The organism is Cellulomonas composti (assembly GCF_007990245.1).
Taxonomy (GTDB): Bacteria; Actinomycetota; Actinomycetes; order Actinomycetales; family Cellulomonadaceae; genus Cellulomonas; species Cellulomonas composti.
In genome coordinates this window covers 176773-191139 of sequence record NZ_BJWG01000006.1, presented here as the reverse complement: position 1 = coordinate 191139, position 14367 = coordinate 176773, and the positions used below count along the sequence as shown (strand labels likewise).

Genomic DNA, 14367 nt, shown 5'->3' with positions numbered 1-14367 from the left:
GTGCTGAGATGACGTCGCACGGCTACGCGCAGCGCGTGCTGCTCGGCCTGGCTGCGGCGGTCGTCGTCCTCGCGGGCATCCACGGTGCGCGTGGGGTGCTCGGGCCCCTCGCACTGGGCGCCGTCGTCACGGTGATCGTGCACCCGATCCGCTTCCCGCTCGAGCGTCGCGGCTGGCCGCGGTGGGCCGCGACGTCGACGGTGGTCGTGACCGGCTGGCTCGTCGTGGTCGCCATCGTGGGGTTGTGCGCCTACGCGATCGCGCAGTTCGCGTCGATGGTCGTCGACTACCGCCCCGAGCTGCAGGCCGCTCTCGACGACCTGATGTCGTGGCTCGCGTCCGTCGGGCTCGACTCGACGGCGACCGATGCCGCCTCCCGCGCGGTCGACCCCGCGAACCTCGTCTCGTTCGCGGCCTCGCTCGGCAGCTCCGTGCTCGCCGTCGCGGGCGCGCTGTTCGTCGTGTTCGCGTACGTGCTGTTCATGTCCGCCGACGGCGCCCGGTACGCGCGGGCGGACGAGGTCTACGGCTCCGAGCGCGCGGTCACGCTCGAGCGCACCGCGCGATACACGTCGGGCGTGCGGCGCTACTACGTGGTGAGCGCGACGTTCGGCGCGATCGTCGCGGTGCTCGACGGTCTGGCGCTGTGGTGGCTGGGCGTGCCCGCGCCGGTGGTGTGGGCGATCCTCGCGTTCGTCACGAACTTCATCCCGAACGTGGGCTTCGTGATCGGCCTGATCCCGCCGGCGATCCTCGGGCTCGTCGTCGGGGGCTGGCCCATGATGCTGGCCGTGATCGCGGTGTACTGCGTGGTCAACGTCGTGCTGCAGGTGCTCGTGCAGCCCAAGTTCGTCAGCGACGCGGTCGACCTGAGCCTCACGTTGTCGTTCGTCTCCGTGACGTTCTGGACCTTCGTGATCGGCCCGATCGGCGCGATCCTGTCCATCCCGATGACCCTGCTGGTGCGGGCGCTGTTCCTCGAACCGGACCCGTCCGTGCGCTGGTTGCGCTGGCTCTCGGGGGACAACACCGCCGTTCCCGTGACGACCGTCGAGGAGCGCGATCTCGTCGACGTGGCGGAGGAACCGGGCGCCTGAACGGGCTGGCCCGTCCGTCCGCCGGGGGAGGCACCGGGCGAGCCGTTGTCTAGGCTCACCAGGGTGGAACCGATGGAGGTGGCGCGCTCGCGCGTGGCCGCGCAGCGACTCGTCGGACCGCCGTTGGCGTCCGCACCCGGCGTGGTGGAGCACCTGCTCGCGGTGCAGGCGCAGGAGCTCGGGTACGCGCGGTGGTCGCTCGCCCAGCGCTCGGGCGCCGACCTGGCCACCGTGCAGACCGCGCTCGACGAGGGTCGCGTGCTGCGCACCCACGCGCTGCGGCCCACGTGGCACTTCCTCGCGGCCGACGACGTGCGCTGGGTCCAGGCCCTGACCGGCCCTCGCGTCGCGGCGGCCTGCCGCTACCAGGAGCGGACCATCGGCGTGGACGACGAGCTGGTGGCCCGCGCCGGCGCAGTTCTGACGCGCGTGCTGGCCGGCGGCGAGCACCTCACGCGCGACGAGGTCCGCATCGCGCTCGCCGCCTCCGGCCTCGACCTGGCCGGAGCTCCGCTGGCGCTGGTGCTGCTGCGCTGCGAGCTCGACGCGCTCCTCGTCTCCGGCGTCGCGCGCGGCACCCGCCAGACGTACGCGCTCCTCGACGAGCGGGTCCCCGGCGGCCGCGACCTGCGCGGCGACGACGCGCTCGTCGAGCTCGTTCGCCGCTACCTCGTCGGCCACGGCCCGGCGACCGTCGCAGACCTGTCCTGGTGGTCGAGCCAGACCCGCACCGACCTGCGCCGCGCGTTGGCCGACCTCGCGGGCGAGGTCGAGCGGATCGAGGTCGACGGGCTGACGCTGTGGCACGTCCCGGCGCCTGCACCCGTACCTGTGCCGGCGTCGCCCGACGTCCACCTGCTGCAGACCTACGACGAGTACGTCGTCGGCTTCTCGGAGTCCCGTCGGTTCTTCAACGCGACCGCCGCCGACATCGGCCCCGGCAACTCGAACCAGTTCTTCCACCCGGTGCTCCTGGACTCCCAGGTCGTCGCAGCGTGGCGACCGACGACCAAAGGCCGTACCGCGACCGTCGTCGTCCGCCCGTGGGTAGAGCTGGAGCCGGCGACCATCGCGGCGATCGAGACCCAGGTCCACCGCTGGGCGGCCTGCAACGACCTCGACCCGGTCCTCGAGCTCGCCCCCGTCACGACCGCCCCACCCGCTCGCCCACCCGCTCGCCCGGCCTGAGCCCCCACCTCGGAACGAAGACCGCCGGACCTCGCCCTGGGCTCCGGTCCGCTCGCGCGGTCGGAACCCGCTCGCACGGTCGCAACCCCCGCCCGGACGCAGTGCCGAGTGCAGGAGCGGATCCCGGCACCGGCACGAGGCGTGCTGCAATAGGCTGAGCGCGCCCTGGAACCCCGTGCCAGGGCCACCGGCACGTCCCACGAGTGCCGCGCGCCTGTAGCTCAGGGGATAGAGCACCGCTCTCCTAAAGCGGGTGTCGGCAGTTCGAATCTGCCCAGGCGCACAGCGTGCTGTTGCAGGCCAGCGTTGTGGTCTTCCCCGTGCCGGCAGCGCCGACGAGCACGTCGAGCCGCCGCGTCGAGACGAGCGCGGTCTTGGCTGCCTACCGCTGGTCGTCGGGCAGGTGCGTCATGTGAAGGTCCGCGAGGCGCTCAGCCAGACTTTGGGCGCCGAGCCGGCGGGGTGCTTCGGCGGCGTCGAGCAGGGAAACCGGCCGCGCCGACCTGTGTCCGGATCAACAACTGCTCCACGAACCTCAGTGCGGAGGCCAGTGCTGCGTGGTGGGCGTCGTACAGAGCGGCGCGTGCCTGGTCGTCGGCCAACCCCCACAGGACCGAGACGGACTTCGGCGCCGTGAAGGTCAGGTCGTACCCGGCCACAGTGTGCCGACCTCGCCGGGCATGAGCTGCGTGTAGGGCATACCCAACGGTTCGAGGCTGATCGGGTCGCGCCCGTCATGGAAGACCGCCGTCATCGCAGCCTCTGACGCGGCCGCACCCACCCGACGCCGACCGTCGCCGATCCCGCTGACACCGTCGCCGATCCCACCGGCCCGACGGGTTGCCCGTCTGCTCGAGTACACCGTGAGCGAATCGTCGGCGGACAGCCCCGCATCGCCGGCGGCGATGCCTCGTCCGGTACGCATGCCCGTCGCCGACGATCAGCTTGTGCATCGACAGCACCGCAAGCACCTTCCGGGGGAGCCGCTCGGGCGAGCACTCCCACGTGCAGGTGTGCAGATTGTTGCGCAACACGCGACGTCGACATCGGGCGACGAGAACCAGGCACCCTGGACGACTGGCCCCGCTACCATCACCACATGCCCACTCGGGTTCGACTGCGCCACCACGGGATGCTGCTCGCCGTGTTGCTCGGCGTTTTCACGACGCTGACCGTCAGCGCATGTGACTCGGCGGTCCCGGACGCCAAGGCGGCGTGCGTGAGCGAGCTGCGCTCGTTGGTGGACGCGAACCACGTCGAGTTCTCCGGGAACCCCAGCTCGGCCGGCCGCGACACCTGGGAGCTCCGCGGCTATTGGTACACGAGTGAGGAGTCGTCGCTCCGGGGCGTGTACTGGACGTGTGTCGCCGACGCTGATGGCGCGACAGTGTCGACGGACACGACTGGTGACGGCCCACCGCCACCAGTCGCCGTCGAACCAGAACCGACCGCCACCCACCGCGACTTCGGTCTGGTATCCGCCGATGACCCGGACCCCGACGTCACCCACAATGACTTCGGTCTGGTATCCGCCGATGACCCGGACCCCGACGTCACCCCCAATGACTTCGGCCTCGTGTCCGCGGATGACCCCGACGCGGCCTGTCTCATTAAGGGAAACGTGTCATTCAAGACGGGGGAGCTGATTTTTCACGTGCCGGGCCAGGCGTACTACGACGAGACGGTCATCAACGAGGCATACGGCGAACGCTGGTTCTGCACCGAAGCCGAAGCCGTCGCCGCCGGTTGGCGCAAAGCCCGCATGTAGGCACGAGCGCGCGTGCGCGCCGGACCCAAGTGGACCGCGCGACGTCGCCGGTTGGAGGTCGTCCCGTGGCCGGGCTCGCCGGAGTTCGGCTGCGCACGGCCAGCGACCCACTCGAGGTGGCGTGGCGCTCCAAGGGAGAGGCGGTGCCGCCCCCTAGACGCTCAGGCGGACGTTCTGTCGTGCGGCACCCCAGCAGCGGCTCGCGCGGCGAGGGAACTGGCGGCGAGAGCGGGTGCGTGTCTCGGTGGGGTTGTGACGTGGCGGGTGCGCGCGTACGTTCGCGAGCGTGGGCACCGTGGCGATCGACGGTTACCAGATCGAGCCGCTCAACGCGCAGACCTGGGATGCGTTCGCGGAGCTGGCGGAGCGGCACAACGGCGTGTGGGGCGGCTGCTGGTGCACCTACTTCCACCTGTACCCCGACCCGCGGGACGAGCGAAGGGCGCTCGGCCACCGCGAGTTCAAGCGCCAGCTCGTGATGGCGGGACGTGCGCACGCGGCGCTCGTCCTGGACGACGACACCGCGGTCGCGTGGGCCCAGTACGGGACCGTCGACGAGCTGCAGAACATCCACCACCGCAAGGAGTGGGAGCGGGGTCTGGTGCAGCGCCCGGACTACCGGATCACCTGCCTGTTCGTCGACCGTCGGTACCGACGCAAGGGGATGGCGTCGGTCGCGGTACGCGGCGCGCTGGAGCTCATCTCCGAGGCCGGCGGCGGCCTCGTCGAGTCCTACCCGCACGACCTGCCGCCCGGGAAGAAGACGTCCGCGTCGTTCCTCTACAACTCGACTCGAACCATGTACGAGCAGCTGGGCTTCGCGTACCAACGCCCGAAGGGTCAGGGCAACTGCGTCATGACGCTGACGGTGCCCGCCGCGTGAGGGCGCGCCGACCCGCCAGCCGCACCCAGGGCGGCCAGGGCCGCAGCAGTAGCCGGCCCAAGCCGTCGGTGTTCGGGACCGTGGCAAGACGGTGTTCTCAAGTCATCCTGTGCAGGAGTCTCGAGCTTTGTGCAGCTCGGCGGCTTGGAGCGCGCGGGCTCACGGGTAGTTGAGCCGGAGTCGTTCGATCCGGGAGGGTCGGATGGCCGCGACGTACGGGCCGTCGACGCGAGCGGCGAACCGCTGGATCGACGCCGAGCTGGCGACGAGCAGGTCGAGCATCTGCGGGCCGGTCAAGCGTGCGTTCCTGATCGTGAACACGCGCGCGGAGCAGGTGTACACCGTGAGGGCTTCGGCGGGCCGACGCGCGATCGCGGAGTCCTTCGTGAGGATGCACTCGCCGCGAACTGCGGCGTCGCGGATCCAGTCGGTGTCGGAGATCTCCTGGCTGCGGTCCACGCCGTACCGCTCGTCCATCGTCGTCAGCTCCCAGCCGATCGCACGGAGGCCGTCCGGGAGCAGGCGCGACCCCGAGTCCCCGGTCGAGGAAGAAGATCGCCACAGTGCGAGCGGGCTCAGGCGGCTGCGAGCGCTTCGACGTCGCGGACCGGGAGGAGGAAGTCGTCGGCCACGTCGCCGGCTGGCTCGCCCGCACGCACCCGGTCGAGGATGTCGGCGACGCGGATGCCGCGGCTCTCGACCGTCGGTGCACCGAAGTTGCGACGGGGGTCGACGATCACCGGCGTCGGGTACTGGGGGAGCCGGATGAGCGCGACGCGACCGTCGCGATAGGTGATCGTCTGCAGGAACTGCTCGACGACCTCCTTGAACACGGGTTGTCCGCTGCGGACCACGACGAGGCTGTCGATGACGTCGCCGTCGTCGTCCCGGTCGCGGTACTGCCACAGCACCTCGGCGCCGTCGGTCTTGAGCTGCTCGCTGCTGAGCGCCGCGTGCATGCCGAACTCGTGCTCCAGACGCTCCAGGGCCGGGCGGATGCGCTGCATCGGAACGCCCGCCGCGCGGAACGCGGCCAGCACGTACGCCTCGCTGAGCCCGACGAACGGCACGACCGCTCCGCGTCCACCGCGGGTCGTCGTGACGAGCGCCGGCGACGAGCGCTGGTGGCCGTCGACGTCCTTGAACACGTAGCCGCGAGCCCAGTTGTGCAGCGTCGCCGCCGGCACGCGGACGATCCGGGCGGCCTCGGTCAACGTGTACAGCGGGGCGACGAACGTCGTGTCGTCACGCTGATCGGCCATGACCGCAGAGTAGTGCGCGGGACCCACAGCCACGCGCTCATTCGCCGAGTGGCCATGGTGCGCACGCCTGGCACGTCGGCCGCGGCCAATCACCCAGCTCATTTCGCGCGTGCAGCGGTTGTCGGTCGGGATGGTCTTAGGATGCGTCTCGCGGGGGTTGTGGACGTGGTGAGCACGTCGTGAGCCGGGCTCGCCGCGACAAGCGGGGAACGGGCGGCATTCGGCGCGGTCGAGCCGCCGGTCGACGACTCTCGGGTCGCGTCGCCGCAGGCTGCGGGGACGTCGTCGCCGTGTTCCTCAGGTGGTGTCCGAGGTCTGCCCAGGCGCACGGCGCGCGGGGTCAGGTGCGTGACGGCGCCGGTGTCGTCGAGCCGGCGTCGGCGCTCCTCGCGGGCGGTCCGCGCCGGCGGACCGGCGAGGGCGTGGCCGGGCGAGTCGTCGGCTCGTCGGGCGCGGCGCGCGAGAAGGCTGCAGCGCGGGATGCCGCGGTGCAGGTGCGGTGCGGACGTGAGCGCAGAGTCGCCCAGGTCCGGTGGATGGCTGATGCTTGAGGAGGACATGTGGCACGAGCAGGCCAGCGCGGGTCGGGTCGCGCGCGCACGGACGCCGGCCAGCAGGCGAGGGGCTCGGGGCGGTCTGCCGAGAAGGGCATGATCCCCGTGCTCGCCGAGCTCGCGCGCGAGATCGACCGCACCGTGCAGCGACCGCCGACGCGTCCTGCCGTGCGCACGAAGTTCCAGGTCGTGGGTCTGCTCGTGCGGGAGGAGCGGGCCCGGGTGATGGGCGACAGCAGCCTGGCCGGGCCGCGGCGCGCCGAGGAGCTCAAGCGGCTCGACGGGGTGGCGACGCTGCTGGCCAGGACCGCCGCGCGGGACACGTCGCTGCTCGCGCTGCTTGCCGAGGACGCGAGGGTCTCCGACGCCGCACGTGCCTTCAAGGCGACGATCATGCGCGCCGGAGGGCTGGAACCGCCCGACGAGCCGGAGCCCGCACCGCCGGTCGCGGCGGCGGCGACGAGCACCGCGCCGCGGGTCGTGCCGCAGTCGGTCGTCTCGCGCCAGCTCGCCAACCCGTTCCTTGCGCCGAACTTCGAGGCCGCGGCCGAGCGTGTCGCCGCCAAGCCGCGGCGGTTGGCCGGCTGGGAGCTGCTCGAACCGTTGTTCCGCGCGTTCGAGCAGGCCTCGCCCGGTGCGCCCGCCTGCATGGAGATGCCCGACGGGCGCACGGCGTCGGCTCCGCTGGGCCGCCAGCTCATGCCGCACCAGGCGCAGGTCGTCGCGGCGACGGCCCGCGGGCACCGGACGTTCCTGCTCGCCGACGAGCCGGGCCTCGGCAAGACCGCGCAGGCGCTGCTCGCGGCGCAGGCCGCCGACGCCTACCCGCTCCTGGTCGTCGTGCCGAACGTCGTCAAGACGAACTGGGCGCACGAGGTCGGGATGTGGACGCCGTTCCGGCGGGCCACGGTGGTGCACGGCGACGGCGAGAAGGTCGACGCCTTCGCGGACGTCGTGATCGTCAACTACGAGCTGCTCGACCGGCACGTCGGGTGGCTCGGCGACCTCGGGTTCCGCGGCATGGTCGTCGACGAGGCGCACTTCATCAAGAACAAGGGCTCGCAGCGCTCCCAGCACGTCCTGGCGATCGCGGAGCGGATCCGGGCCCGCTCGCCGCGCCCGCTGTTCATGGCGCTCACGGGCACACCGCTCATCAACGACGTCGAGGACTTCCGTGCCATCTGGCAGTTCCTCGGCTGGATCGACGACAAGCGGCCGCTCGGCACGCTGCTGACCGCGCTCGAGGACACCGGGCTCACGCCGGCCGACCCGGGGTTCTCGTCGGCCGCGCGGGCCGCGGTGATCGACATGGGGATCGTGCGACGTCGCAAGGTCGACGTGGTCGCGGACATCCCCGCTCGTCGGGTCGCGGACCTGCCGGTCGAGCTCGACGGCGCGGTCGGGCGCTCGATCCGCGCGTCGGAGGCCAAGCTCGCGGCCCGGCTCGTCAGCCACTACCGCTCCGCCGTGGCGGTGCGCGGCGAGGTCGTCGTCGGGCTCGACCACGACCTCGCTCGTCGGGTCGCGGCGGCCGAGCTCAAGGACTCGAGCTCGAAGGCCGGCGGCGAGAACGTCTTCACGATGGTGCGCCGGATCGGGCAGGCCAAGGCCGGGCTGGCCGCCGACTACGCCGCGCAGCTCGCGCGCAACGTCGGCAAGGTCGTGTTCTTCGCCAAGCACATCGACGTCATGGACCAGGCCGAGCAGACGTTCGCGGAGCGCGGCATCACGTACGCCTCGATCCGTGGCGAGCAGACGACCCGCGTGCGCGAGCGGAACATCAAGGCGTTCGTCGAGGACCCCGCGGTGTCGATCGTCGTGTGCTCGCTGACGGCCGCGGGCGTGGGGATCAACCTCCAGGTCGCCTCGAACATGGTGCTGGCCGAGCTGTCGTGGACCGACGCCGAGCAGACGCAGGCCATCGACCGGATCCACCGCATCGGCCAGGACGAGCCCGTGACGGCGTGGCGGATCATCGCCGCGCAGACGATCGACGCCAAGATCGCGGCTCTGATCGACAGCAAGTCGGGCCTCGCGGCTCGGGCGCTCGACGGTGCGGACGAGGAGGACGGAGCTTCTTCCACGGACGTGCAGCTCGAGGCGCTGGTGGAGCTGCTCGCGGACGCGCTCGCCGCCGAGGGCGTGGTCTGAGCAGCCGGTAGGGGTCCGACGACGAGGGCAGCGACGAACGCCACCGCCGGCATCTAGGGTGAGCCGTAGGTCGCAGGGTCGCTTCAGCCGTGCTGGAAGGATGCCCAGATGCCCGAGGTCGCGCACCACATCGCGCTCGTCGCCCACGACAACAAGAAGGTCGAGCTGCTGCGCTGGGCAGAGTTCAACCGCGGCACCCTCTCGCGGCACCACCTGTACGCGACGGGCACGACCGGCACGATGATCGAGTACGAGCTCGGCCTGCCCGTCACCCGGTTGCTGTCCGGCCCGGTCGGCGGCGACCAGCAGATCGGCGCGAAGATCGCCGAGGGCGTCATCGACATGCTGGTGTTCTTCTGGGACCCGCTCGAGCCGCAGCCCCACGACCCCGACGTGAAGGCGCTGCTGCGCATCGGTGCGGTGTGGAACGTGCCGATGGCCTGCAACGTCGCCACCGCGGACATGCTCATCTCCTCGCCGATGCTCGCGCAGGAGTGGACGGGTCGCCCGGCGATCACGCCGCGCGACTGGGAGGCACCCGGCCCCGCCGCGTGAGCCCGCGGGCGTTCTCGTCGTGCGCCGTGCCCGACGAGACCGATGGCTACACGGTGCGCGGGACGCGACCCGTCAGGGTCATGAGGCGGCACATGATGCGGTGACCGCGGTCGGACGCGGCGCCGAACATGAGCGGGCAACCGCCGTCGATGACGGTCAGGCCGTGCTCGCGGCCCAGGCGCGTGGCCTCGTCGTCGACGCTCCCGCGGTCCACCGAGCGGTGCATCCAGACGTGCCGGACTCCCAGGTCGACGGCCTCCTGTACCGTCGCGAGCGCGTGCTCGGGGCGGGTCGCGATCACGACGGCCTCGACGCCGCCGGGGACCGAGGCCAGGTCGGGGTAGGCGTGGTCGCCCTCGACCTCGTCGGCGTTCGGGTTGACGGCGACGACGTCGTAGCCCAGTTCGCGCAGGCGCGTGTAGACGACGTTGCCGCCGTGGCCGCCGGGCGTGCGGGACACCCCCGTGACGGCGATCCGCCGCGCCTCGAGGAAGGTGCCGGCCGCGTCCTTGGTGCTCGTCATCGTCGCTCCCGCTGGTGGGCTCGATCGACGCTAGCGCCGCCCGCCGGGGCCCCGCGCGGGACCTTGGGCCGCCCTCGCGCACGACTGTGAGCAGGCCGACACCAGGATTCCGGCGGTCGTGGGGGATACTGGGTCCGGCTCTTGCGCGGCTGTTGGACCAGCGCGGGCCCGCGTCCTGGGTGTCAGTCGCCTGGTGGGCGCCCCTCGACGCCTGAAAGGCGACTTCTCTGTGACCAGCTTCTCCTCCCTCGGCGTGCCCGAGGTCCTCGCCCGTGCGCTCGCCGCGCAGGGCATGACGGACGCGTTCCCGATCCAGGCCGCGACGCTCCCCGACACGATGAAGGGCCGCGACGTGCTGGGCCGGGGTCGCACCGGCTCCGGCAAGACGCTCGCGTTCAGCCTCCCGCTCGTCGCGCGCCTCGCGGGTCTGGTGCCCGGCACGACGCCCGTTCGCCGTACCGCGAGCCGTCCGCGCGGTCTGGTCCTGGCTCCGACGAGGGAGCTCGCGTCGCAGATCGCGGCCGTCCTCGAGCCCCTCGCCCAGGCGGCGGGCCTGCGGGTCACGACGATCTTCGGCGGCGTCTCGCAGCGCCCGCAGGAGTCGGCGCTGCGCGGCGGCGTCGACATCGTCGTCGCGTGCCCGGGCCGGCTCGAGGACCTCATGAAGCAGGGCGTCGTCTCGCTCGGCGACGTGCAGATCACCGTGCTCGACGAGGCCGACCACATGGCCGACCTCGGCTTCCTGCCCGGCGTCAAGCGCATCCTCACCGCGACGCCGAAGGGCGGGCAGCGGATGCTGTTCTCCGCGACGCTCGACAACGGCGTGGACAAGCTGGTCGCCGCGTTCCTGCGCGACCCGCTGCGCCACTCGGTCGACAGCGACCGCTCGCCGGTCTCGGCGATGACGCACCACGTGCTGACGGTCGCGGACCTCGCCGACAAGCGCGAGGTCATCCACCACCTGGCGTCGGGCTCGGGGCGGCGCGTGCTGTTCACGCGCACCAAGCACTCCGCCAAGAAGCTCGCCAAGCAGCTCACGACGGCCGGCATCCCGGCGGTCGACCTGCACGGCAACCTCAGCCAGAACGCGCGCGAGCGCAACCTCGAGGCGTTCTCGACGGGTGGCGTGAAGGTCCTGGTCGCCACGGACATCGCCGCGCGTGGCATCCACGTCGATGACGTCGGCCTCGTCGTGCACGTCGACCCGCCGACCGAGCACAAGGCCTACCTGCACCGCTCGGGCCGCACCGCGCGTGCGGGCTCGGACGGCGAGGTCGTCACGCTCGTGCTGCCCGAGCAGCTCGCCGACGTGCGGGCGATGACCCGTCAGGCCGGCATCACCGCGACGCCGACGCCCGTGCGGCCCGGTTCGCCCGTGCTGGTCGCGCTCGTCGGTCCCGCGGCGCCGTACGTCGCGCCGCCGGCACCTGCCGCGCCGCCGCGTTCGACCGGTCGCGGCCCGTCGGCCCCGGCCACCTCGAACGCCCCCGGCTCGACGAACGGAGCGGCGGGCCAGTCCCGTCGCCGCCGCGGCGGACGGCCCGCCACGGCGAACGTCGGCTCCGGCTCCGGCTCCGGCTCCGGTCGCTCCGGCGCGCAGCGGTCGAACGGCAGCGGCGCGGGCACGACGAGCCGCGCCGCTGGATCGCGCGACGGCCAGGGTGCCGGCACGCGGCAGCCCGCGCGCTCGTCGTCGGGCGGCGGTCAGCAGTCCCGAGGTGCACGATCGGGCGGCTCGACGCAGGTCTACACGTCGTCGAGCTCGGGCGCGTCGGGCTACTCGAGCCCGGGCTCCTCGGCGGGTGCGTCGAGCGGTCGCAGCGCGGGCCCGCGCCGCGCCGGGCGGCCCTCGGGCGCCCCCGCCGGCGACGGCCGCCGCTCCCGCTGACCCAGCCCTCCCACCGGCGACGACCGTCGCTCCCGCTGACCCGGCCCTCGCACCGGTGATGCAGGGATGGATGCAGCATCGACGGGGTCCAGCCGTCCGGTGCTGCATCCATCCCTGCATCGACGGTTGGAGCGGAGGGGTGCGTGCCTATGCTGGGCGCATCGAGAGGAGCAGGTCATGACCGAGAGCACCACTCGCCCGACGCACGGACCGATCCCAGGGCCGATCCCCGAGGACGTGCGCGCCCACCTGCACGCGGCCCGGACCGAGCTGCGCAAGGGACTGGAGACGTTCCTGCCGCCCGAGTTCTTCACGCACCGGGACGCCGCGCGGCGCGAGATGCTCCTCGCGTGGCGCAGCGCCATCGACGCGACGATCACGCGCATGGACGACAAGGGCGCGCAGGCCTGAGCCCGCGCGCCGCGGCGCGACAACGCGCTTCGACCGCGACGAGCACGCGGCGGCGCGCAGGATGACGACGAGCAGGCGGCGACGCGCAGGATGGCGACGCGCAGGATGGCGACGGGCGGCTAGCGTCGTCGGCCGCCGACGAGCACGCGCAGCAGCGCGACGCCCGACGCGACGAACAGCACGTTGCCCCAGCCCACGTGGCCGGAGCCCACGAGCAGCGCACCCGCGACGACCAGGCCCGACGCCACGACGGCCGCGGTGAGCCGGTCCACGGAGCGGCCGACCGCGCGCACCGCGTTCGTCGTCTGCTCGTCGCGCACGCGCAGCCGGCCGCCCTCGAGCTGCGCGAGCGTGCGGCTCGCCTGGCCCGGCAGCGCGACGAGCGCCTGCAGCACCTGACCGATCTCGCCCCACCAGGCCGACGAACCGCCCGCGGCGGAGTCGGAGTCGATGAGCGTGCGCGCGTACGGCGCGAGGTGCTGCCAGATGTTGAACTCGGGGTTCAGACCGGTGCACATGCCCGACAGGATCGAGACCGTGCGCACGGTGTAGATCAGGTCCTGCGGCACCTGGAACGGCAGGTCGAGCAGGAGCTCGCGGTACTGCTGCGCGAACGCGTGCACCTCGCGGCGGTCGACGTTGCGCAGCTCGTCCATCGACATGCCCCAGAACCGGTCGAACGCGTGCGCCTCGGCCGCCTCGATGCCCGACAGGTCCGCGCCGGGCAGGAGCATCCCGAGCCGCTGGTACGCCTTGACGACCCGTGCGGCGTCGCGCGTGCCCACGCCGATGAGCAGCTCGCGCAGACCCGCCCGCGCGCTCGGCGGGATGCGCGCCACCATGCCGAAGTCGACGAACGTCAGGCGCCAGCCGTGCTCGGCGGTCGCGGGTTCGACGAACAGGTTGCCGGGATGCGGGTCGGCGTGAACGAAGCCGTCGTCGAACACCTGCCGCAGGTAGGTGTGCACGAGGCGGTCGGCGACCTCGGCGCGCGAGATCCCTGCCGCCTCGATCGCGTCGTAGTCCGTGAGCTTGATGCCGGACACGTCCTCGAGTGTCAGCACCCGCCGCGCGCTGAGGGTGCGCACGACGCGCGGCACGCGCACGCCCGGCTCGTCGGCGAAGTTCGTCGCGAACGTCTCGGCGTTGTCCGCCTCGTGCAGGTAGTCGATCTCCTCGCGCAGCGTCGAGCCGAACTCACGCAGCAGCGCGGGCACGTCCGCATGCTGGCGGATCGGCCGGTAGCGCATGAGCCAGCGGCCCACCCGCCCGAGCGCCGCGAGGTCGGTCTCGACGACCGTCGCGATCCCCGGCCGCTGCACCTTCACGACGACGTCGACGAACCCGAGGCCGTCGGCGTCGGTGCGCAGCCGGGCGCGGTGCACCTGACCGAGCGACGCGGCGGCCAGCGGCGTGGGCGACACGTCGGCGAACAGCTCGGCGAGCGGCGCGCCCAGCTCCTGCTCGGCGAGCGCGGCGATCGCGTCGAACGGCACGGCCGGCACCTCGTCCTGCAGGTCGGCCAGCTCGGCGGTGATCTCGCGCGGCAGGACGTCGAGCCGCGACGAGAGGAACTGGCCGATCTTGATCATCACGCCGCCCATCCGGATCGCCAGCGACCGGAACCGCACGGCCTCGCGGCGGTAGCGCTCGGGGCGCGTGCGCCGCACCCGCGCCGCGAAACCGATCCGGCGCAGCACGACGTCCGACCACACGACCCGCGCGATCACCCCGGCGAAGAACCACAGGATGTGCAGCGACCTGCGGCGCAGATGGGTCGGGGTCATCGAGCCTCCAGAAGGACGGTGCTGGCAGCATCGCACGCCCGTCCGGGCGGGGCGCCAGGGAACGGCCTTTCGTCCCAGAGGAAGCGTCCGAACAGGCGTTATGCCTGTCCCACCACAAGGAGGTGGCACATGTACGAAGTCGGCGCCAAGCCTGGCAAGGGCAAGTTCCTCGACGCATGCGGGCACACGGTCGTCCTCGCCGAGGACGCCGAGACGCTCCCGCCCTGCCCGCACTGCGGTGCAGGACCGGACATCAAGTGGTGGCGGCTCGTCTGAGCCTGGACGAGACGGGCGCCGGGC

Annotated in this window: 15 protein-coding genes, 1 tRNA gene and 1 pseudogene; 10 read left to right on the top strand and 7 right to left on the bottom strand. The window is 72.3% G+C overall.

The features are described from left to right. Positions 1-8: 8 nt before the first annotated feature. The 3 genes from CCO02nite_RS08485 (at position 9) to CCO02nite_RS08475 (ending at position 2568) form a co-directional block, all read left to right on the top strand. The gene (locus CCO02nite_RS08485; RefSeq protein WP_146842685.1) at positions 9-1097 is read left to right on the top strand and encodes an AI-2E family transporter; all 1089 of its coding nucleotides are present in this window, start codon (positions 9-11) and stop codon (positions 1095-1097) included. Between the two features lie 72 nt (positions 1098-1169). Then, positions 1170-2285, top strand: a complete 1116-nt coding sequence (locus tag CCO02nite_RS08480) for a winged helix DNA-binding domain-containing protein (RefSeq protein WP_246117438.1) — start codon at positions 1170-1172, stop codon at positions 2283-2285. A gap of 210 nt (positions 2286-2495) precedes the next feature. Next, positions 2496-2568, top strand: a tRNA-Arg gene (locus CCO02nite_RS08475). Here CCO02nite_RS08475 and CCO02nite_RS16340 read toward each other — a convergent pair. From CCO02nite_RS16340 to CCO02nite_RS16065, 3 genes and pseudogenes are all read right to left on the bottom strand, one after another. Next, positions 2530-2655, bottom strand: a pseudogene (locus tag CCO02nite_RS16340) (hypothetical protein); the annotation flags it as partial. The gene CCO02nite_RS08475 and the pseudogene CCO02nite_RS16340 sit on opposite strands and share 39 nt — an antisense overlap. 61 nt (positions 2656-2716) lie before the next feature. Next, a complete protein-coding gene (locus CCO02nite_RS16070) occupies positions 2717-2944 on the bottom strand; it encodes a relaxase domain-containing protein (protein ID WP_246117433.1) in 228 nt (75 codons plus the stop codon). Further along, positions 2926-3210, bottom strand: coding sequence for a hypothetical protein (locus CCO02nite_RS16065; protein ID WP_246117439.1), 285 nt, complete (start codon positions 3208-3210; stop codon positions 2926-2928). The genes CCO02nite_RS16070 and CCO02nite_RS16065 overlap by 19 nt, the downstream gene beginning before the upstream one ends. 174 nt (positions 3211-3384) lie before the next feature. Between CCO02nite_RS16065 and CCO02nite_RS15870 the strand changes: the two genes are divergently transcribed. Continuing rightward, a complete protein-coding gene (locus CCO02nite_RS15870) occupies positions 3385-4053 on the top strand; it encodes a sunset domain-containing protein (RefSeq protein ID WP_222593172.1) in 669 nt (222 codons plus the stop codon). A 286-nt stretch (positions 4054-4339) separates the two neighbouring features. Further along, positions 4340-4936, top strand: a complete 597-nt coding sequence (locus CCO02nite_RS08460) for a GNAT family N-acetyltransferase (protein WP_146842683.1) — start codon at positions 4340-4342, stop codon at positions 4934-4936. A 159-nt stretch (positions 4937-5095) separates the two neighbouring features. On the opposite strand, the gene CCO02nite_RS08455 is transcribed toward CCO02nite_RS08460, so the two are convergent. Together CCO02nite_RS08455 and CCO02nite_RS08450 are read right to left on the bottom strand one after the other, a co-directional pair. Next, complete coding sequence (locus CCO02nite_RS08455) at positions 5096-5458, bottom strand: PIN-like domain-containing protein (RefSeq protein ID WP_281284585.1); 363 nt, start codon at positions 5456-5458, stop codon at positions 5096-5098. Between the two features lie 53 nt (positions 5459-5511). Beyond that, positions 5512-6198 (bottom strand): DUF433 domain-containing protein, encoded by a 687-nt coding sequence (locus CCO02nite_RS08450; protein ID WP_146842681.1) that lies wholly within the window; start codon positions 6196-6198, stop codon positions 5512-5514. 560 nt (positions 6199-6758) lie between these two features. On the opposite strand from CCO02nite_RS08450, the gene CCO02nite_RS08445 reads away from it, so the two are divergent. Beyond that, positions 6759-8903 carry a DEAD/DEAH box helicase gene (locus tag CCO02nite_RS08445; protein ID WP_146842680.1) on the top strand — a complete coding sequence of 715 codons (2145 nt, stop codon included), beginning with the start codon at positions 6759-6761 and terminating at the stop codon, positions 8901-8903. Between the two features lie 108 nt (positions 8904-9011). Then, positions 9012-9458: a methylglyoxal synthase gene (locus CCO02nite_RS08440; RefSeq protein WP_146842679.1), complete on the top strand. Its 447-nt coding sequence runs from the start codon at positions 9012-9014 to the stop codon at positions 9456-9458. A gap of 46 nt (positions 9459-9504) precedes the next feature. On the opposite strand, the gene CCO02nite_RS08435 is transcribed toward CCO02nite_RS08440, so the two are convergent. Beyond that, positions 9505-9981 carry a CoA-binding protein gene (locus tag CCO02nite_RS08435; protein WP_146842678.1) on the bottom strand — a complete coding sequence of 159 codons (477 nt, stop codon included), beginning with the start codon at positions 9979-9981 and terminating at the stop codon, positions 9505-9507. Between the two features lie 229 nt (positions 9982-10210). Between CCO02nite_RS08435 and CCO02nite_RS08430 the strand changes: the two genes are divergently transcribed. Then, complete coding sequence (locus tag CCO02nite_RS08430) at positions 10211-11869, top strand: DEAD/DEAH box helicase (RefSeq protein WP_246117432.1); 1659 nt, start codon at positions 10211-10213, stop codon at positions 11867-11869. 177 nt (positions 11870-12046) lie between these two features. Continuing rightward, complete coding sequence (locus tag CCO02nite_RS08425) at positions 12047-12280, top strand: hypothetical protein (protein ID WP_146842677.1); 234 nt, start codon at positions 12047-12049, stop codon at positions 12278-12280. A gap of 119 nt (positions 12281-12399) precedes the next feature. Here CCO02nite_RS08425 and CCO02nite_RS08420 read toward each other — a convergent pair whose 3' ends face one another. Continuing rightward, positions 12400-14067, bottom strand: a complete 1668-nt coding sequence (locus tag CCO02nite_RS08420) for an ABC1 kinase family protein (RefSeq protein ID WP_146842676.1) — start codon at positions 14065-14067, stop codon at positions 12400-12402. Between the two features lie 129 nt (positions 14068-14196). Between CCO02nite_RS08420 and CCO02nite_RS15680 the strand changes: the two genes are divergently transcribed. Continuing rightward, complete coding sequence (locus tag CCO02nite_RS15680) at positions 14197-14343, top strand: zinc ribbon-containing protein (protein ID WP_186812632.1); 147 nt, start codon at positions 14197-14199, stop codon at positions 14341-14343. The last annotated feature ends 24 nt before the right edge of the window (positions 14344-14367 follow it).